Origin of the sequence: Psychromonas sp. B3M02 (assembly GCF_003318165.1) — a bacterium.
Taxonomy (GTDB): Bacteria; Pseudomonadota; Gammaproteobacteria; order Enterobacterales; family Psychromonadaceae; genus Psychromonas.
Map to the genome: position 1 here is coordinate 32,927 of NZ_QOCB01000005.1, position 19,078 is coordinate 52,004.

The following is a 19,078-nucleotide window of genomic DNA, read 5'->3' on the forward strand; positions in this document are numbered from 1 at the left end:
CTGTGAGCCACTTAGCTTCACAGTGGGAGAATTCGTTCAAAATAGATGTACAATATTGTAATTATTCACATAGACATGGTTGTCATACTTAGAGGTAGACATGCCTGATTTTCAAGCATCAATACAGCAAACTATTCCTAATACAATGCAAGCGTTAGCTTTGTCTGAAGCCAATGATGCATTTAGCCTATCTGAAATGACCTTTCCTATTCCACAATGCGAACCCGATGAGTTATTAGTTAAAATCGAGTATGTTGGATTAAACCAATTAGATGGCATGTTTGCCAAGCAAGGTTTTAAACCAAGAAAGTATCCTTATATTGTTGGTTTGGATGCGGTTGGTATAGTGGTGAAAGCAGCACAGGGGTTATATCCGAATGTTGGTGAACGCGTTATGTGGCACGCTAATATTGCTCAACAAGGTGTGTTGAGTGAATACGCTAAAGTGCCTAACTTTGCGGTGTCTGTTGTACCCGATAATATTTCTGCTCAGCAAGCTGCAAGCTTACCCTGTCCGGGTATGATGGCTTTGATCTGTTTAGATAAATTGCACTTGAAAGAGGGTGATACAATCTTAATTGAAGCAGGAGCGGGGGCGATTGGCCAATTTGCTATTCAGTTTGCAAAACAGCGTGGCGCAGATGTTTTTACTACGGCTTCAAAATGTAATCACAAGCTGCTTAAACAATTGGGTGCAGACTTTGTGTTTGATTATAAAGATAAAAAACTCTGTAACAAAATTAAAAAGGATCTTGGCCCAATGGGTTTTGATGCGGTATTAGATTCTGTTGGTGGAGAGGCAACCCTGCGCAATATTGAATTGATGCGATTCTGTGGGCGTATTGCTTGTTTAAAACCTTTACCTACCCTTGACCATGATTTAATGTACCTTAAAGCACCGAATATCAGCGTTGTTTCTTTAGGTGGGGCATGGATAGCAAAGAGTCTCTGTGCACAACAAAAGATGAGTTTTTTGGGTAACTTATTACTGGAAAACCTAGTAGAAAATAAGATTAAATTACCACAGATTTCTGAAGTAGAGTTTGATCAAAAATCAGTGACAGAAGCCTTACATCGTCAGCTAAATGGCGGTTTTACGGGCAAGCAGATCGTCAAAATTTAAGATCCTTTTTAGCGCTGTGAGCCACAGAACTCAACTAAGCTGTTTTTAGGCTATCTCAGGCTGTTTTTATAGGCTAGTTATGTTCAATACTGTCAATGCTGATCATCACTGCATCGGGACGCCAATACTCAAATTCACAATCAATAATTTGCCCCTGCTGATTGTAATTCACTCGACATATTTTGAGCACTTGTTGTCCCGCACTGATATTAAGCGCTTTTGCAACATGCGCAGGAGCAGCTGCAGGTATCACATCAAAACGTGAACGGCTGGTAGTAAATTGATATTTGTCTTGGTATAACTGCGTTAATGATTGGGTCAGGTTTTCTGCAATAATCGCTGGGAAGAAATGGCTAATTAAGCAATTTTCAACAAATAATACGACTCTACCATCGATATAACGTAATCGTTCGATCACATGAATTTCAGTTAATTCCTTTAATTCTAATACCTTAGCATAATCACTAGGCGCCATAATTGTGCTGACATTAATTAATTTTGTTTCAGCAATACGATTTTGTTCATTAATCATTTGATTAAAATGACAACGTGATAACGGGTTGTAATGCACTCGTGGTGGTGAAACAAACCAACCTCTTCGATCTTCTCGATAAATCAGCCCTTCGGTTTCTAATGCACTTAATGCATCTTTAACACTAATACGTGTGGTGGAGAAAAGCTCACTTAACTCACGTTCCGAGGGTAATTTTTGCAGGGGTAATAACGCTCGACCAAAAATTTGTTCACGTAAAACATCTTTCATTTTAGGGTTGTCGGCGTTTCTTTTCATAATTGAACTAGTCCAGTTTGTTTTTCTATTTGTTTGTTAACTATACATTAATATCAGTAGACTTGGTGTTTAAAGGGTTAATTTCAAAAATAGTTCACAAAAAGTTTAAAATAAAGTTTCAACTTACTGTAAAAAAAATGTAATGTTTCTCTTGTAGTATGAAAAATGAACTCACTGAACTAGTCCAGAGGATGGGAAGTAAAATGAATACATTTAAAGTTACAACAACACTAATTGCACTCTCTTTATCACAATCACTTTATGCTGCTGAATCAACGAATATAGATTCGCTCGTGGCTGCTGCTCAAAAGGAAGGTCAAGTTTACAGTATCGGGATGCCTGATAGTTGGGCAAACTGGAAAGACACTTGGGCAGATCTAAAAACACAATATGGTATCGAACATCAAGATACTGACATGAGCTCTGCGCAAGAAATTGCTAAATTCGATGCAGAAAAATCTAATGCAACGGCCGATATTGGCGATGTGGGTTTTGCTTTTGCACGTGTTGCAGTGAAAAAAGGGGTGACTCAGCCATATAAACCAAGCACCTGGGATGATGTTCCAAATTGGGCAAAAGATGAAGATGGTCATTGGGCATTAGCTTATACCGGCACTATCTCATTTATCTCTAATAATAACTTAGTGAAAGATGCACCAAAAACATGGGCAGATCTGTTAACGGGTTCTTATAAGGTAACTGTGGGTGATGTGGGTGTTGCTTCACAGGCAAATAATGCGGTATTAGCTGCCGCAATTGCGAACGGTGGCGATGAAGGGAACTTAGATCCTGCCATTGAGTTTTTTGGTAAATTAGCTAAGCAAGGGCGTTTATCATACACCAACCCAAGTGTTGCTAATCTTGAAAAGGGTGAAATAGAAGTCGCTATTTTATGGGACTTTAATGCACTTAACTACCGTGATCAAATTGACCGCTCTCGCTTTACGGTGAACATTCCACAGGATGGTTCTGTTATCTCAGGTTACACAACTATCATCAACAAATGGGCTAAAAACCCGAACGCCGCGAAATTAGCGCGTGAACATATCTTTAGCGATGCTGGCCAAATCAATTTAGCCGATGGTTATGCTCGTCCAATCCGTACTAGTGTGACATTACCTGCTGATATCCAAGCTAAATTGATTCCAAATGAACAGTACAAATCAGTTCATCCAATCACAGATTTTGCTGCTTGGGAAAAATCGGCACGTAAATTACCACGTCAATGGCAAGAAGGTGTGTTAATTCACCAAAACTAATAAGGGGCTCAAATGAACGATAAGGTTATTCTTGTTGTTCTTGACGGCTTAAACCTAAAAGTAGCTCAAGATTGTTTGGGCTACTTAAATGGTTTAGTAGAGTACAAGAAAGCAACTCAATACTCGCTTTACAGCGAACTTCCATCTCTTTCTCGCCCTTTATACGAATGTATATTAACGGGTGTGGCACCGATAGAAAGTGGTATTGTGCATAATAATGTAACACGTCGATCGCTGTTTGAATCGGTGTTTAGTTTGGCTCAAGCACAAGGTAAAACAACTGCAGCTGCCGCTTATCATTGGGTTAGTGAACTTTACAATCGCTCCCCTTATGATCCAGTGAGAGATCGCCATACACATAATGAAAGTTTACAAATTCAACATGGCGTTTTTTATCATTGGGACCATTACCCGGATGAGGCATTGATATTAGATGGTGAGTATTTACGCCAAGAGTTTGATCCAGATTTCCTATTAGTACACTCCATGAATATCGATGATACCGGGCATAAGTTTGGGTTAGATTCACCGGAATACAGAAATAGTGCGCGTCATGCCGATATTATTTTATCTAACTTTTTACCGACTTGGATCGAAGAGGGTTACCAAATTTTGATCACCAGTGACCATGGTATGAATAACGATAAATCACATGGTGGCACCTTAATTGAAGAGCGTGAAGTCCCGCTGTATTTAATTGGAGATCGCTTTAGTCATCTAGATGTTGCGATTAAACAAACTGAGCTCTGTGGTTTGGTATGTGAAGTCCTAGGATTAACACACCAGAAAGCATTTAATGAAGATGCATTGGCTTAACTAAAGGATCGTTTATGAGTAGTACAAAGCCCATGCAACAAGGGAAGTTTACGTTAAGAAAATATAAACCAGTATTATGGTTATTACCTTTTATTGCTTTCTTTTATCTATTTCAGATCGCGCCTATGGTGTGGGTATTAATTAATAGTTTTATTTACGAAGGTGAATGGACTATTGAAAATTATAGTGAAATATTTGATTCTGCTTTTATTTTACAAGGTTTTAGTAACAGTCTTTGGATCTCTTTTTGGTCAAGTCTTATTGGTTTGATTTTAGCTGCTATTTTAGTGTCGTCATTGCGTCATCTTAACAGCAGAATACGTGATGCGATTGTCGCCTTTACCAATATGAGCAGTAATTTTTCCGGTGTCCCTCTCGCTTTTGCCTTTATTATTATTTTGGGCACCAACGGTGCGGTAACCCTGTTATTGAGACAGTGGGGGTTACTAGGAGACTTTGATCTATATAGCAAGTCTGGTTTGCTTGCGCTTTATATCTACTTCCAAATTCCATTAGGGGCGTTATTACTGTACCCGGCTTTTGATGCGTTGAAAAAAGATGCCTATGAAGCGTCACAGTTGTTAGGAGCAAGCTCTCGTCAATATTGGATGAAAATTGGCTTACCTATTCTATCACCTGCTTTATTAGGGACGTTTATTATTCTATTTGCTAATGCCATTGGTGCCTATGCCAGTGTTTATGCATTAACTAATGGTAACTACAACATGGTGACCATACGTATCGCGAGTTTGGTGTCAGGGGATCTCTTTTTAGAGCCTAATTTAGCGGCGGCAATTTCGGCGTTATTAATGTTATTACTCGGCTTGATCACCGCGGTTAATCAATGGTTAATTGCAAGGAGTTACCATGGATAACAATAATTTACTGTTTCACAAAAGCGTTGTTTATGGGCTTTCAGGACTACTGTTTATTCCGATCTTAGCAACCTTAATCTATTCGTTTTCCTCTAGTTGGGGGGCGACCATGTTACCAGATGGATTTACCTTTAAATGGTATACACAGTTATTAACCGACCCACGCTTTTTAGAAGCTTTTGGGCGTTCGTTATTTATTTGTATCTCATCGTTGATCTTAGCCATGGTGTTAGTGTTGCCGATGATCTTTGTGGTGTTTTACTATTATCCTGCATTAGATAAGGTGATGAATATTCTAATATTATTACCTTTTGCAGTGCCACCAGTGGTGTCTTCAGTGGGGTTGTTACAGTTATATGCTGACAGCTCAGTGCAATTAGTGGGAACACCTTGGATCTTAATCGGTACCTATTTCACTATTGCTTTGCCATTTATGTATCGTGCCATCTCTAATAGTTTTACCTCCATTAACCTCAGAGATTTAGTGGATGCTGCACACCTGTTAGGAGCGAGTACCACAAAAGCGTATTTGTTGATTATCTTACCTAACTTGAAGAAAGGCTTATTAGCGTCGACATTTTTATCTTTTTCCTTTTTATTAGGGGAGTTTGTCTTCGCGAATATTCTGGTGGGAACACGTTATGAAACCCTACAAATCTATCTATATAACATGCGCCAAACCAGCGGCCATTTCACCTCAGCTTTAGTGATGACCTATTTTGCTTTTATCTTTGTATGCACTTGGCTAGCCACCCGTTTCAGTAAAGGGAATGAATAATGAGTTATGTAAAAGTTAGTCAATTGGCTAAACGCTTTGGTGATGTCACCGTTTTTGAAGAGATTGATTTCACCATTGAGAAAGGTGAGTTTATTACCTTATTAGGCCCAAGTGGCTGTGGTAAGTCGACTTTATTACGCAGCCTAGCTGGATTAAACCAAGTCGATGCGGGTGACATATGGGTTGATCAAGAGAACATCACTCATACCGCACCACAACTGCGCGAAATAGGCATGGTATTTCAATCCTATGCACTGTTTCCCAATATGACCGTGTTAGATAACGTTGCCTTTGGGTTAAAAATGAAAGGCATTAATAAAGCTGAAGCACGTGCAGAAGCAAAGCGCATGATTGACCTAGTTGAGCTAGATGGTAAAGAACAATTTTATCCTCGTGAATTATCGGGTGGTCAAAGACAACGTGTTGCCTTAGCTCGTGCTTTAGTGGTGAAACCTCGTATTCTGTTATTGGATGAGCCATTATCAGCTTTGGATGCAAAAATACGTAAAAGCCTTCGTCAACAAATATTAAAAATTCAAAGAGAGTTAAATTTAACCACTGTGTTTGTAACTCATGATCAAGAAGAGGCGATGTTATTGTCAGATCGCATCTTTCTAATGAATCAGGGGGCGATCGTACAACAAGGTAAACCAGAAGATATTTATACTAAACCAGCTAATGAATTTGTTGCTTCTTTTATGGGGCACTACAACTTAATTGAGGCGGAAACAGCAAATCAGTGGTTTAAGTTAGATAGTCAACAAAAGGTAGCGATTCGCCCTGAGTCTATTTATATCAAAGAAGCAGGTCGTCAATATGGCGATCATATCTCAGTGGCTAAACAGGGCACTGTGTTATCTCATCAGTTACTAGGGAATGTTATTCGCTACAGCATTGAGGTCGAGAAACAAGCCTTAACAGTTGATCTACTTAATCGTTCTTCAGAGCGTTTAATGGCTGCCGGAAGCACCCTTGAACTACTGTTTAACTTAAATGAAATACAACCGGTGAGAGCATAATATGAGTAAGCCACTACATATATTTGATATGGACGAAACCTTAGTGAATGGAGATTGCGCTAGTTTATGGAGTGCATTTCTGGTCAGAAAAGGAGTGGTCACGGATCCGGATTATTTAGCCACAGATCAAGCCCTGATGGAGCAATACGCCAAAGGCGAACTAGATATGGAAGAGTATATTGTTTATACCCTAGCGCCTATTACGCATATTCCTCAGCATGAAATAGATAGTTTGGTTGATGAGTTTGTTGCTAGTGATATCTTACCCTTAGTGTTTCCTGAAGCGCTAACCCTGGTGAAATCTTTAAAAGAGAGTGGTGTTGCTTGTTTAGTGATTTCTGCAACAGTCACTTTTATTGTCAAAAAAGTCGCCCAAGCGATTGGGATAGAAGATGCGTTAGGCATTGAACTCGTCAGTAAAGATGACTGTTACTTTAATCAAGTCACTGGTATTGCAACCTATCGCGAAGGGAAAATATTACGCTTACAACAATGGTTAACTGAACAGACTAATAGCTTTGATGAAATACACTTTTATAGTGATTCAATTAATGACTTACCGTTATGTGAATATGCCGATTACGCGTATTTAGTAAACCCTTGCGAGCGCTTATCCGCAGAAGCACTTAAACATCCTGAATGGCAGATTTTTGAGTGGGGTAAATAATACAAAGCTCATGAATATTGTTTGAATATAAGCTGCTGTGAAGTCAGAGTAGACTTCACAGCAGCTATCTTAGCCGTTAATAAAAACGTATGTAATTCGGCGCAGAAATAGCAAAAGACTGATCTGTCATGGTCAATAGACCTGTTTCTAAATCTCGAGAAAATACCCTAATATTGCCTGAATCTTGATTGGAAACAATCACCGCCGCGCCATCTGGAGTGATGGCAAAATGACGTGGAAATTTTCCTCCAGTGGGAATTAAACCAATACGTTGCAATTTACCGTCTTCCAACACTTTAAAAATAGCTAAAGAGTTATCACCACGATTAGAAACATACCATATTATTTGAAATCATGGTGATTAGCTTTTCTGCTATTTGAGATTTAAGAGGTCTTTTTTCTCACCGCATCTCTATCTTCAATCAATAAATTGGTTGATTTCAGCATTAGATTCTCCTCCTTGATGACTTAAAGCATGCCCAAATGATTATTTTTGGTATTTAAGTACTACCACTTTGGAAGTGTTAGCCATTCACAGTATTACTAGGTTAAACTTACTTAATTACCCTTAATTGGCTTAATTTTCCCTATTTACACTCTTTTTTTAGCATGCTTTTTTGATTTTAAATGCTCGAAATTTGGCTTTTCTACGCTCAGGTCACTTTTTTTATTAATAAACTCCATTTTTGGTATGCAATAAATACCAGTTTTTTATCTTTGGTTTAGTCCAAAGAGTAAATTTGACTGACTAGCGGTGAATGTTTTTAAAAAATAGGTTTCTGTCTATTTAGTTGCTTATTACCGGAAAGCTAAAAAGAGTTTGAGGGGTCAATGACCGGGACTTTTATGGCATAGATCTAATAAAAGGTATTTAAAAACATACATTATTAACCAGTTAACCTCTAATTAACCTGTCATCAATTAAAACCAATTAATCGGCTTATTGGTCATTACATTCAGCCAATATCATGCTTCAAGCGCTCACTTTTTTTGCCTCACACATCACACCTAAAAAGATCAATTTGTGCTCAATGTCTAAAATTTATCCTTTAAGAGATGATCTAAAATGGAATTGGGGTTAGGTTGTATTTCGCATTGTGGAATTTACAACTGGAGGCTGAAATGGCATTAGTAGCAATAGAAAGATTACAAGCAGAGTACGAACGCATTTTATTAGCGAGAAAAATGGATGGTGAAATGGCATCTAAATTAGCCGCTGGTTTTGTAGAAATGGCGAACGAAGGTACTTACTCACACGGCATTAATCGCTTTCCTGTTTTTATTGATCAGGTGGATAAAGGGCAAATCAAACTTAATGAAGTACCTAAGTGTGTTAATAGCATGGGGGCACTTGAGCAGTGGGATTGTAACTTTGGACCTGGGGTTTTAAATGGCTTGATTTGTTCTGAACGAGCAATGGAGTTAGCCCGCGAACACGGTATTGGTATGGTTGGTATGCGTAACTCTAACCATTGGATGCGTGGTGGTGCCTATGTATTGAAAATGGCTAGACAAGGTTTTGCAGGTATCGCATCAACGAATTCGATTGCAGTTATGCCTGCTTGGGGTGGTAAGGATCATCGTGTTGGTTCTAACCCTCTTATTATGGCGATTGCCGGCGATCCACCTGTTGTTGTTGATTGCTCTATGAGCCAATTCTCTTACGGTCAACTACAAAACTTTGTATTAGCTGATAAACCTTTACCTGTTGTCGGTGGGTTTGATGATAACGGTGAACTGACTCGTGACCCACATGTGTTATGGGAAAACAAACGCCTGTTACCAATGGGGTTCTGGAAAGGGTCATCAATGTCGATTGTGTTAGACATGATGCTAACTGCAATCACTGGGGGTAACTCTGTACCGGCATTAACTGATGATATGGGGGGAGAGTTTGGTGTTTCTCAATTCCTAATCGCTATCGATTTAAGTCGCACAATGGAAAAAGACCAATTCTCAGCTGAGATGAAACGAATTCGTGATTACGTTTTAGCATCAGAGCCTGCAGAAACTGGTTCAGTGATGATTGCTGGATCTGAAATTGATAATTTTATTGCAAAGCATAAAAAAGCGGGCGGTATCGAGATTCATGATGAGATCTGGAATCAAATCACAGCACTGTAGTTGATATGTAGGTGAGGAGAATGTTATGCGAAGCGCACTTAAGTGGATTTGGAATAGTATCGATATCTTAATGGCAGCTATTTTGTCTTTTATGATCGTACTGGTTTTTACTAACGTTGTTTTACGTTATGGATTTTCCTCGGGTCTACGTCCTTCGGTCGAGCTTTCTCGTTTAGGTCTAGTATGGGTGGTTATGTTAGGTGCAGTAGTGGTACTGCGCCGTGGTGAACACCTTGCTGTGACTGAGTTTTCAGAAAAGCTATTTCCTAAATTAGTTCCTATCTTGAGACGTTTATGTTGGGCAATTATTTTAATTGCAGTGGGTATGTTGTACCTAGGTTCATTTAATCAAATGATGGCGAACTGGAATGACATCTCTCAAATTACTGGCTTACCTTCGGCTCTATTTTACTTAGCAGGTGTTATATCTGGCGGGTTAATGGGGTTGATTGCAATGGTTCGTATCATCAATCCAGATTGGTTAAGTGACCTTCAAGATAGTGGAGAATAAATAATGGTTTTAGCAATATTTTTATCAGTATTAATTATCTCGATTCTATTAGGTCTACCTGTTGCATTTGCCTTGTTATTGTCATCAATAGCACTGATGTTTCATATGGATTTATTTAGTGCAGACATTCTTGCTCAGGGCCTGATTAACGGTGTAGATAGCTTTACTTTATTAGCCATTCCGTTCTTTTTAGTTGCTGGTGAAGTGATGTCGGCTGGTGGGTTATCTAAAAGAATCGTAAGACTCGCAACCACCTATGTTGGACATAGAAAGGGTGGTTTAGGTTACGTGGCCATCTTAACCTCAGTATTACTTGCTGGCCTATCGGGTTCGGCTGTTGCAGATGCGGCTGCATTGGTAAGTATTTTATATCCAATGATGAAAGCGGCTAAATACCCTGAAGGTTCTTCAATGGGTTTGTTAGCATCGGGTGGCATTATTGCCCCGGTTATTCCGCCTTCTTTGCCACTTATTCTGGTGGGTGTTGCTGGTGGTATTTCCATTAAAAACCTGTTCCTAGGCGGTATTGTTCCAGGTTTATTAATGGGCTTAACTTTAATGTTTGTTTGGAGCCTACTGGTTAGAAAAGAAGATTTAGAAATTAAAGAAAGAGCAAGTAAAGCTGAGAAGCGTGCGGCTTTAAAAGATGGTATCTGGGCACTGTTCCTTCCTATCATCATTATTGGCGGTATCCGTTTTGGTATCTTTACACCTACTGAAGCTGCGGTTGTTGCTGCTGTGTATGCGATTTTTGTATCAACAGTGATCTACCGTGAAATCTCTCTAAAAGGCTTCTACAAAGTACTGCTTAATGCAGGTCGCTCAACGGCAATGGTGATGTTCTTAGTAGGTTGTGCGATGGTCGCGGCCTGGTTAATCACTGTTGCTCAATTACCTCAACAGCTAGCGGCTATGTTAGGCCCGCTGGTTGATAGCCCTCGATTATTGATGGCTGTGATCATGTTATTAGTGTTATGTGTAGGTATGGTGATGGACTTAAGTCCAACCATTCTTATCTTAGTACCGCTACTTATGCCAATTGTAAAAATGGCCGGCATCGATACCACTTATTTTGGTTTGATGTTTGTTATTAACTGTTCTATTGGCTTGATTACTCCTCCCGTCGGCACCGTGTTAAACGTGGTGTGCGGAGTTGCTAAAGTCCCTATGTCGACGTCGGTCAAAGGTGTGATGCCTTTTATCGCGGCGTACATGGCCCTGTTAACTTTATTCGTAATATTCCCAAGTATTATCACTGTGCCAATGGCTTACGTTATTGGTTAAAACACCCAAGGAGAAGAAAATGAAAAACTTTTTTAAAATGGTAGGGATTGCATCAACGATTGCTTTTTGTTCATCGGTAAGTGCACAAACCACATTAAAGCTGGCGCATGCAGCCCCTGAGTCAGACTTACAACAAACGATGTCTTTATTCTTTAAAAAAGAGGTAGAGGCGCGCACCAATGGCGATATTAAAATTAATATCTTCCCACAAGGTCAATTAGGCAATGATAAGCAAATGATTGATGGTACGCGATCTGGGATCCTAGATTTCTCTATGGTGGGTGTTAATAACTATTCTGGTTTTTTACCTGAATCAGCAGCATTCACATTACCGTTTATTTTCCCTAATCGTGAAACAGCTTACAAAGTGTTAGATGGCGCTCCTGGTAAGGAGGTCCTAACGTCAATGGAAAAACTAGGCGTAAAAGGCCTAGGTTACCCTGAAAGTGGTTACCGTAATGTGACCAATAATCGTCAACCAATTCGTAAACCAGAAGATCTAGTAGGTTTACAAATGAGGGTGAACAGTTCTAAAGCATTAAACGATATGTTTAATGAACTTAAAGCTAACCCTCAACAAATCCCTGTTGCTGAACTTTACAGTGCGTTAGAAACAGGTGTTGTTGATGCACAGGATCATCCTATTGGTGTGACTCTGTCATTCAAATTCTACGAAGTACAAAAGTACTTAAGTCTGACACAGCATGCTTACTCTCCTTTAGTACTGACGATGAACCTTAAAAAGTTCAATAAGTTAAGTGCTGAAAACCAAAAAATCATTTTGGATGTTTCTAAAGAAGCGGTTGATATGCAAAGAAAACTTAGCATCGCTAAAGAAGATGAAATGATTGCAGAGCTAGAGTCTCATGGCATGAAAGTGAATCGTGATGTGGACAGTGACGCTTTCTTAGAAGCAATTAAGCCAGTATGGGCATCATTTATTGAAGAAAATGGTGATTCAATGATTAAGAAAATAGAAGCCGCTGCAAAATAAGTGGTTGTGCCTAACAAGCTGTTTGTTAGGCACGCTTATTTGGCCTGTTAGTGTTAAATAGAGGCAATAGACATGAGTAAATTTAAAGCATTAAAAAAACGCGTTTTAGACGCTAATTTACAACTTCCTAAATACGGATTGGTGACCTTTACCTGGGGTAATGTGTCTGAAATTGATAGAGAAAATGGCGTTATCGCTATTAAACCTTCAGGTGTGGAATACGATGTAATGGCTGAAGAGCACATCGTGATTATTGACCTAGAAGGTAATCGTCTTGAAGGTGAGCTTAATCCATCCAGTGATACGGCCACACACATCGAACTATACAAAGCCTTTCCACAAATTGGTGGCATTGTTCATACCCACTCAAGAAATGCCACTATTTGGGCACAAGCTGGGATCGATATTCCTGCACTAGGTACCACCCACGCGGATTACTTCTATGGCAATGTGCCTTGTACGCGACAATTAAGTGATCAAGAAATAGCCGATGAGTATGAGAAGAATACCGGTACGGTAATTATCGAAGAGTTTGCTAGACGTGACATTGATCCTAATGCGATCCCTGGGGTTATCGTGGCTGGGCATGCACCATTCTCATGGGGAAAAGATGCCTTTGATGCCGTACATAACGCCGTTGTATTAGAAGAGATATCAGCGATGGCTGTGGGCACTCGAGCATTGAACCCAGATATTATGATCAACCCGGCTCTATTAAATAAACATTACTCTCGTAAGCATGGCGCTAATTCATATTACGGTCAGAAATAGAGGTTAATTGCTATGTATAAACTATTAGCACTGGATTTAGATGGCACGGTTTTAAACTCGGCACATACGATTAACCCGAGATTAAAGCTGGCGATTCAAACCATTTCACAAACGCATCATGTGGTGATTGTTACTGGGCGTCACCATGTAGCAGCGCAGCCTTACCATGCAGAGTTAGGGTTAACGACTCCGATTATTTGCTGTAACGGTACTTATATTTATGACTATCAGGCGAAGCAGGTGTTGAGTGAAAACGCCATTGATAAAGCGAATGCGTTGAAGTTTATTAGGTTAGCCGATCAGTTTAAGTTGAAGTTAGTGATGTATAGCCGTGATTCAATGCTGTATTCGAGACAGCAGCCTGTCATGTATATGGAAAAACTATTGGAATGGGCTAATAGCTACCCAGTTGAAGACAGACCTAGCATTGTCAAAGTGGATAGTTTTATTGACGCATTGAAAGACGCTGAATATATCTGGAAGTTTGTTGTTGAAGGTAATGACTTAGACCATTTTTTACAGACAGAGTTAATACAAGCGCACTTTAATGGCGAGCAATCATGGGTAGATCGATTTGATTTTGCTAACAAAGGTAATAGCAAAGGTAATGCACTCTCTCGCTATGCAGCAGACTTAAATATCGATGTTAAAACGATGGTCGCCGTTGGTGATAATCATAATGATATCTCCATGTTGCAGTTATCAGGGTTAGGCATTGCTATGGGTAATGCAGAGCCGGAAGTACAGCAACATGCGCAATTGATTACCGCAGACAATGATGATCAAGATGCGTTAGCAGACTTGTTATTAAGCAAATTTTGATAGGGGCTAATGATGCTAATTGGACATATTAAGCAAAATAAAATGATGGCTAGTTACCCCTCTATCATTGGCAAAGTTTTAACAGAACTTGAGCAATTAGATTTAGATGTGTTAGCACTTGGGCGCCATTATTTCAGCAACCTAGATAGTAATAAAGTGTGGTTTGTTATTTTAGAGTACAACAAATCACCACTGGCTGATTTTAAACCCGAAGTGCATCGTTACCATTCTGATTTACAGATCGTTTTAGCAGGTCAAGAGACGATGGCTTGGTCCTTGGATAGTGGCGAACATCGAGTTCATGAAGCCTATAATGAGGCCCGAGATATTCTATTTTATGAGTATCAAGGTATTGATTTAAATTACATTAAAGCAATACCTAGCTGCTTTTATCTATTCCCCCCTAACACTGTGCATATCACTAATATCCAAGATGATGACCAGCAAATGGTTCGTAAGCTGGTGGTTAAAATTCATAACGACTTATTGGAAATAACATCATGAATTACTACATAGGATTAGATTCGGGCGGCACCTTTATGAAAGCTGCCCTGTACGATAATAAAGGTGTTCAAATCGGTTTGACCAGAACCTCTGCAAGTGTAATTAATGAACAGCAAGGTTGGGTAGAAAGAGACTTAGATGCGCTGTGGCAAGATGCCGTGGTGGTGATTAATAAGCTATTAAAAATCACCAGAGTTAATGTGCAACAGATTAAAGGTATCAGTATTTCCGCACAGGGAAAGGGTGTCTATTTACTGGATAAACAGGGTAAGAATTTAGGGCACGGCATTATGTCTTCTGATTCTCGTTCACTGAGCATTGTAAAGGAATGGTTAGGGTTAGGTTTCGCGGAAAAGATTTACCCTAAAACTTTACAAACTCTATGGACAGGTCATCCCGTTTCAATTATCAACTGGATTAAACAAAACCAGCCAGAAGTGTATTCGAATATTGGCAGCATCATGATGGCCCATGACTACCTTCGTTATCGTTTTACTGGTGAAGTGGGTGCTGAAATTACCAATATGTCTGAAAGCAATTTCTTTAATGCACAGACAGGATCCTATGATATGGAACTGCTGAAACTGTTTGATGTAGAAGAGGTGTGGGATGCATTACCTAAGATTATTCAACCAGATCAATTAGCAGGCAGAGTCACTGAGAAAGTAGCAACAGAAACTGGATTAGTGGTTGGGACACCTGTGTTTGGTGGCTTATTTGATGTGGTATCTACGGCATTATGTTCAGGTATTGATGCCAAAGAGCAGTCCCTAAATTATGTCATGGGAACCTGGGCTGTGACCTCTGGGATTACTAAACAAATTACCCAAGCAGAGCATAATTTTGTCTATGGCCATTATGCCATTGAAGGCGAATATATTATTCATGAAGCAAGCCCAACCTCCGCAGGCAATTACGAGTGGTTTGCTGAATATTTAAATGCAGAGGGTGAGTTACAACATGAAGAAAATGAAGCGCTTGTTGCAGCTTTAGAAGTGGCAGAAAGCAGTGTCTATTTTGTGCCTTTCTTATATGGCTCTAATCAAGGCTTAGGTTTGAAATCTGGGTTTTACGGGTTACAAGCTCACCATAGTAAAGCGCATATTATTCAAGCAATCTGGGAAGGGATTCTTTTTTGCCACAATATCCACTTGCAAAGAATGCGAGCAAGGTTTCCACAAGCGAATACCCTTAAAGTTACTGGTGGCCCTGCTTCCTGCACAACTTGGATGCAAATGTTAGCTGACTTAACTGGGATGCAAGTTGAAATCTCTGATATCGATGAAACAGGATCATTAGGGGCCGCAATTGTCGCCATGGTAGGTGCGGGTGAATATTCATCTAGCCGTGAGTGTATGGATAATATTATCACCCATACCAAGCACATTAATCCTAACCCAAAAAATTATCAGGCTTTACAGAAAAAATTTGAAAATTATCAAACATTAGTGGGCCTATTTAAAACATTTGAGGAGCAAATTAATGACTAAACCTTTATTACAAATGGCATTAGATGCAACAGACTTAGAAGTTGCCTTAGCATCAGTTGAAGATGTCGCAGCCCATTTAGATGTAATTGAAGTGGGCACTATTTTAGCCTTTGCACATGGTGTGGAAAGTGTTCAAGCATTACGTAATAAATACCCTGAGCATATTATTGTATGTGATATGAAAATCACAGATGCCAGTGCGATTTTAGCTAAGTTGGCAATGCAAGCGGGTGCAAATTGGGTCACAGTGAGCGCAGCTGCTCACATAGAAACCATTCGCTCAGCTAAAAAAGTCACCGATCAGTTTAATGGTGAAGTACAAATTGAGTTATATGGTCATTGGACACTAGATGATGCTAAAGATTGGGTGGAGATGGGGATCACACAAGCAATCTACCATCGTTCTCGTGATGCTGAGTTGGCAGGTGTAAATTGGACGGAAGCCGATTTGAAAAAAATGCAAAGCCTATCGGACCTTGGAATCGAGCTGTCTATTACAGGTGGCATTGTGCCAGAAGATGTACATCTATTTCAGGGCATATCGGTAAAAGCCTTTATTGCAGGGCGTGCCTTAGCAGGAGAGAACGGTGTTGAAATAGCTGGGCAATTTTCACGTCAAATCACTAAATATTGGGCGTAGCGTATGAGTGAGCAAATTAAATCCTTATCAAAAGCATTAGTCGTTTTAGAGTTTTTAGGGCAGTTTCCAAATGGTACTTCTTTGCAAAATATTGCAGAAGGCACTGGGTTTAACAAATCCTCTACTCATCGCATATTAGCGACCTTTGAAGAAGCAGGATATGTTGCTCAACTTAGTTCAGGTAAAGAGTATCGATTAACCATGAAGTTAGTTCACCTTGGTCATTCGGCAATGAATTCAGATGTTACTGGAATAGTGAAACCCTATTTATCTGAGTTGTTAGGTGAGGTTAATGAAACCGTTAACTTCCTCTCTTTTGATGCTGACAATATTGTTTTTAAAGATAAATTTGAACCAGAAAATGCCTCTTTCAGAACCAGAACCTACGTTGGATTACATTCGCCAATGTATTGCTCTGCAGCAGGAAAGTGCTACTTAGCCTTTAGTTCTGACATGGTAAGGGAAGCATATTGGCAACGTAATGCGAGCACTATGAAAGCATTAACAGAGAATACTATCTTAGAAAAAGATCTGTTTTTTGAGGCGCTAGATAAAGTTAAAGCATTAGGTTATGCCATTGATGATGAAGAGAATGAAGCGGGTATTTCCTGCGTTGCTGTGCCTATTTTTGATAAGTTCAACACGCCTGTATATGCCATTAGTATCTCTTCATTAACACCAAAAATGAAGCAAATAAGCTACCCAACTTTAGCGCAAAAAATTCAATCCTTTACTGCCCGTATAGAGCAGCAACTATATTAAGGACTTAGTATGTTTAATGTAAATAATAAGTTTCGTTTAGGCATTTATGAAAAAGCAATGCCAACCTCATTAACGTGGGAAGAGCGTTTAGTGAATGCTAAACAAGCTGGCTTTGACTTTGTAGAAATATCCGTTGATGAAACGGATGAGCGTCGTGCTCGTTTAGATTGGAGTGACGAAGAGATCTACGCTCTACGTCACCTTTGTGAAAAACATGAGATGCCTTTGCAATCTATGTGTTTAAGTGCGCATCGTAAATTCCCATTTGGTTCAATGGATGAGGCGATTCGTAGCGAGTCCCTTGTGATCATGGAAAAAGCCATTGCCCTTGCTTATAAGCTCGGTATTCGCTGTATCCAAATGGCCGGTTATGACGTGTATTACGAAGCGCAATCGGAACAAACTCACCTACGTTTTATTGATGGTATGCAGCAGGCAACCAAAATGGCGGAGCGAGCTGGGATCATGTTGGGCGTTGAAATCATGGATACCCCTTACTTAAATTCTTTGACTAAATTCGAAGTGTTAAAGCGTGAAATTCCATCTCCTTACTTCATGGCTTACCCAGATGTAGGAAATATAACTGGCTGGAATCATGATGTGTGCACCGAATTAAAACTATCTCGTGACCATATTGTACAAGTACATTTAAAAGATACCTTACGTGTTTCTGAAACCTGTAAAGGTCAGTTTAGAGATCTGGTGATTGGTGAAGGGCAAGTGGACTTTACTGCGATCTTCAAAACCCTGGCAGAAATTGATTATAGTGCACCATTAGTGATTGAAATGTGGGCGCAAAATGAACAGTGGTTAGAAGATATTAAAGCCGCAAGAAGTAAATTAAAAGAGATTGCAAATGCCGTAGGTTTTGCACTTTAACATAGTCGATGGAAGATCAATGATGAATAAATTAGAACAACTCAAAAAATTAACAGTGGTCGTTGCTGACACAGGTGATATTCAAGCGATTCAAAAATACCAGCCACAAGATGCAACCACTAATCCTTCTTTAATCTTAAAAGCGGCGCAGTTAACTGACTATGCACCACTGATGGACCAAGCCATTCGTTATGCTAAAGCACAGTCAGAGGATAGACAAAGTCAAATTCAAGCGGCTAGTGACATGTTAGCGGTGAGTATTGGTAAAGAGATCCTTAAAGTGATCCCTGGACGTATCTCAACGGAAGTGGATGCCCGCCTATCTTATGATACTGAAGGTAGTATTTTAAAAGCACGCCAGTTAATGAAAATGTATAACGATGCAGGTATCAGTAATGACCGTATCTTAATTAAATTAGCCTCCACATGGCAGGGAATTCGTGCTGCTGAACAATTAGAGAAAGAAGGCATTAATTGTAATTTAACGCTGTTGTTTTCATTTGCTCAAGCACGTGCATGTGCAGAAGCAGGGGTATTTTTAATTTCTCCTTTTGTTGGCCGTATTATGGATTGGTACAAAGCGAAACAAGGACAATACTTTGCTGCAAATGAAGATCCAGGCGTGATATCTGTGAGTAAAATTTATGACTACTACAAAGCACATGATTACAAAACAGTAGTAATGGGCGCTAGCTTTAGAAATACCGGTGAAATATTAGAGTTAGCTGGCTGTGACCGATTAACTATTAGCCCTGATCTATTACAACAATTGGAACAAGCTGAAGGTGAGGTGGTTGTAAAATTACAACCTGCTTCATCGCAACAAGAGCGCCCAGAGGCGATGAATGAATCGGATTTCCTATGGGAGCATAACCAAGATCCAATGGCCGTTGAAAAGCTAGCTGAAGGTATTCGTAACTTTGCCATTGACCAAGGCAAGCTCGAGACCATGATTTCAGACAAGTTGTAA

21 protein-coding genes are annotated in these 19,078 nt (G+C 39.7%); 19 read left to right on the plus strand and 2 right to left on the minus strand.

Features of this window, described 5'->3' with window-relative positions; translation table 11 throughout:
- Window positions 1–100: 100 nt before the first annotated feature.
- A complete protein-coding gene (locus DS885_RS00450; RefSeq protein WP_113817442.1) occupies window positions 101–1,123 on the plus strand; it encodes a zinc-binding dehydrogenase in 1,023 nt (340 codons plus the stop codon).
- A gap of 73 nt (window positions 1,124–1,196) precedes the next feature.
- Here DS885_RS00450 and DS885_RS00455 read toward each other — a convergent pair whose 3' ends face one another.
- On the minus strand, window positions 1,197–1,913 hold the full coding sequence (locus DS885_RS00455; RefSeq protein ID WP_113817443.1) for a UTRA domain-containing protein: 717 nt from the start codon (window positions 1,911–1,913) through the stop codon (window positions 1,197–1,199).
- 203 nt (window positions 1,914–2,116) lie between these two features.
- Between DS885_RS00455 and DS885_RS00460 the strand changes: the two genes are divergently transcribed.
- Genes DS885_RS00460 through DS885_RS00485 form a run of 6 tightly spaced genes read left to right on the plus strand, consistent with a single transcriptional unit; the run spans window position 2,117 to window position 7,327 of the window.
- A complete protein-coding gene (locus DS885_RS00460; protein WP_220149616.1) occupies window positions 2,117–3,172 on the plus strand; it encodes an ABC transporter substrate-binding protein in 1,056 nt (351 codons plus the stop codon).
- A 12-nt stretch (window positions 3,173–3,184) separates the two neighbouring features.
- Window positions 3,185–3,988: an alkaline phosphatase family protein gene (locus tag DS885_RS00465; RefSeq protein ID WP_113817445.1), complete on the plus strand. Its 804-nt coding sequence runs from the start codon at window positions 3,185–3,187 to the stop codon at window positions 3,986–3,988.
- 14 nt (window positions 3,989–4,002) lie between these two features.
- Window positions 4,003–4,863 (plus strand): ABC transporter permease, encoded by an 861-nt coding sequence (locus DS885_RS00470; protein WP_113817446.1) that lies wholly within the window; start codon window positions 4,003–4,005, stop codon window positions 4,861–4,863.
- Entirely contained in the window at window positions 4,856–5,641 is a 786-nt protein-coding gene (locus DS885_RS00475) for an ABC transporter permease (RefSeq protein ID WP_113817447.1), read from the plus strand. The genes DS885_RS00470 and DS885_RS00475 overlap by 8 nt, the downstream gene beginning before the upstream one ends.
- Window positions 5,641–6,660, plus strand: a complete 1,020-nt coding sequence (locus tag DS885_RS00480; RefSeq protein ID WP_113817448.1) for an ABC transporter ATP-binding protein — start codon at window positions 5,641–5,643, stop codon at window positions 6,658–6,660. Before DS885_RS00475 ends, DS885_RS00480 begins: the two co-directional genes overlap by 1 nt.
- A 1-nt stretch (window position 6,661) precedes the next feature.
- A complete protein-coding gene (locus DS885_RS00485) occupies window positions 6,662–7,327 on the plus strand; it encodes an HAD family hydrolase (protein WP_113817449.1) in 666 nt (221 codons plus the stop codon).
- 76 nt (window positions 7,328–7,403) lie between these two features.
- On the opposite strand, the gene DS885_RS00490 is transcribed toward DS885_RS00485, so the two are convergent.
- Window positions 7,404–7,673: a lactonase family protein gene (locus DS885_RS00490; protein WP_113817450.1), complete on the minus strand. Its 270-nt coding sequence runs from the start codon at window positions 7,671–7,673 to the stop codon at window positions 7,404–7,406.
- Window positions 7,674–8,449: 776 nt separating this feature from the next.
- Between DS885_RS00490 and yiaK the strand changes: the two genes are divergently transcribed.
- From yiaK to tal, 12 genes are all read left to right on the plus strand, one after another.
- Window positions 8,450–9,451 carry a 3-dehydro-L-gulonate 2-dehydrogenase gene (yiaK, locus tag DS885_RS00495; RefSeq protein ID WP_113817451.1) on the plus strand — a complete coding sequence of 334 codons (1,002 nt, stop codon included), beginning with the start codon at window positions 8,450–8,452 and terminating at the stop codon, window positions 9,449–9,451.
- Between the two features lie 25 nt (window positions 9,452–9,476).
- Window positions 9,477–9,962, plus strand: coding sequence for a TRAP transporter small permease (locus DS885_RS00500; protein WP_113817452.1), 486 nt, complete (start codon window positions 9,477–9,479; stop codon window positions 9,960–9,962).
- A 3-nt stretch (window positions 9,963–9,965) separates the two neighbouring features.
- Entirely contained in the window at window positions 9,966–11,246 is a 1,281-nt protein-coding gene (locus DS885_RS00505) for a TRAP transporter large permease subunit (RefSeq protein WP_113817453.1), read from the plus strand.
- A 19-nt stretch (window positions 11,247–11,265) separates the two neighbouring features.
- On the plus strand, window positions 11,266–12,240 hold the full coding sequence (locus DS885_RS00510; protein WP_113817454.1) for a TRAP transporter substrate-binding protein: 975 nt from the start codon (window positions 11,266–11,268) through the stop codon (window positions 12,238–12,240).
- Between the two features lie 72 nt (window positions 12,241–12,312).
- Complete coding sequence (locus DS885_RS00515) at window positions 12,313–13,011, plus strand: L-ribulose-5-phosphate 4-epimerase (protein WP_113817455.1); 699 nt, start codon at window positions 12,313–12,315, stop codon at window positions 13,009–13,011.
- A gap of 12 nt (window positions 13,012–13,023) precedes the next feature.
- On the plus strand, window positions 13,024–13,833 hold the full coding sequence (locus DS885_RS00520) for a Cof-type HAD-IIB family hydrolase (protein ID WP_113817456.1): 810 nt from the start codon (window positions 13,024–13,026) through the stop codon (window positions 13,831–13,833).
- A gap of 12 nt (window positions 13,834–13,845) precedes the next feature.
- Window positions 13,846–14,337 carry a YhcH/YjgK/YiaL family protein gene (locus DS885_RS00525; RefSeq protein ID WP_113817457.1) on the plus strand — a complete coding sequence of 164 codons (492 nt, stop codon included), beginning with the start codon at window positions 13,846–13,848 and terminating at the stop codon, window positions 14,335–14,337.
- Window positions 14,334–15,827: an FGGY-family carbohydrate kinase gene (locus DS885_RS00530; protein ID WP_113817458.1), complete on the plus strand. Its 1,494-nt coding sequence runs from the start codon at window positions 14,334–14,336 to the stop codon at window positions 15,825–15,827. Before DS885_RS00525 ends, DS885_RS00530 begins: the two co-directional genes overlap by 4 nt.
- Window positions 15,820–16,467, plus strand: a complete 648-nt coding sequence (locus DS885_RS00535) for a 3-keto-L-gulonate-6-phosphate decarboxylase UlaD (protein WP_113817459.1) — start codon at window positions 15,820–15,822, stop codon at window positions 16,465–16,467. The genes DS885_RS00530 and DS885_RS00535 overlap by 8 nt, the downstream gene beginning before the upstream one ends.
- A gap of 3 nt (window positions 16,468–16,470) precedes the next feature.
- Entirely contained in the window at window positions 16,471–17,229 is a 759-nt protein-coding gene (locus tag DS885_RS00540; RefSeq protein WP_113817460.1) for an IclR family transcriptional regulator, read from the plus strand.
- A gap of 9 nt (window positions 17,230–17,238) precedes the next feature.
- Entirely contained in the window at window positions 17,239–18,108 is an 870-nt protein-coding gene (locus DS885_RS00545) for an L-ribulose-5-phosphate 3-epimerase (RefSeq protein WP_113817461.1), read from the plus strand.
- A 19-nt stretch (window positions 18,109–18,127) separates the two neighbouring features.
- Entirely contained in the window at window positions 18,128–19,078 is a 951-nt protein-coding gene (tal, locus tag DS885_RS00550) for a transaldolase (RefSeq protein ID WP_113817462.1), read from the plus strand.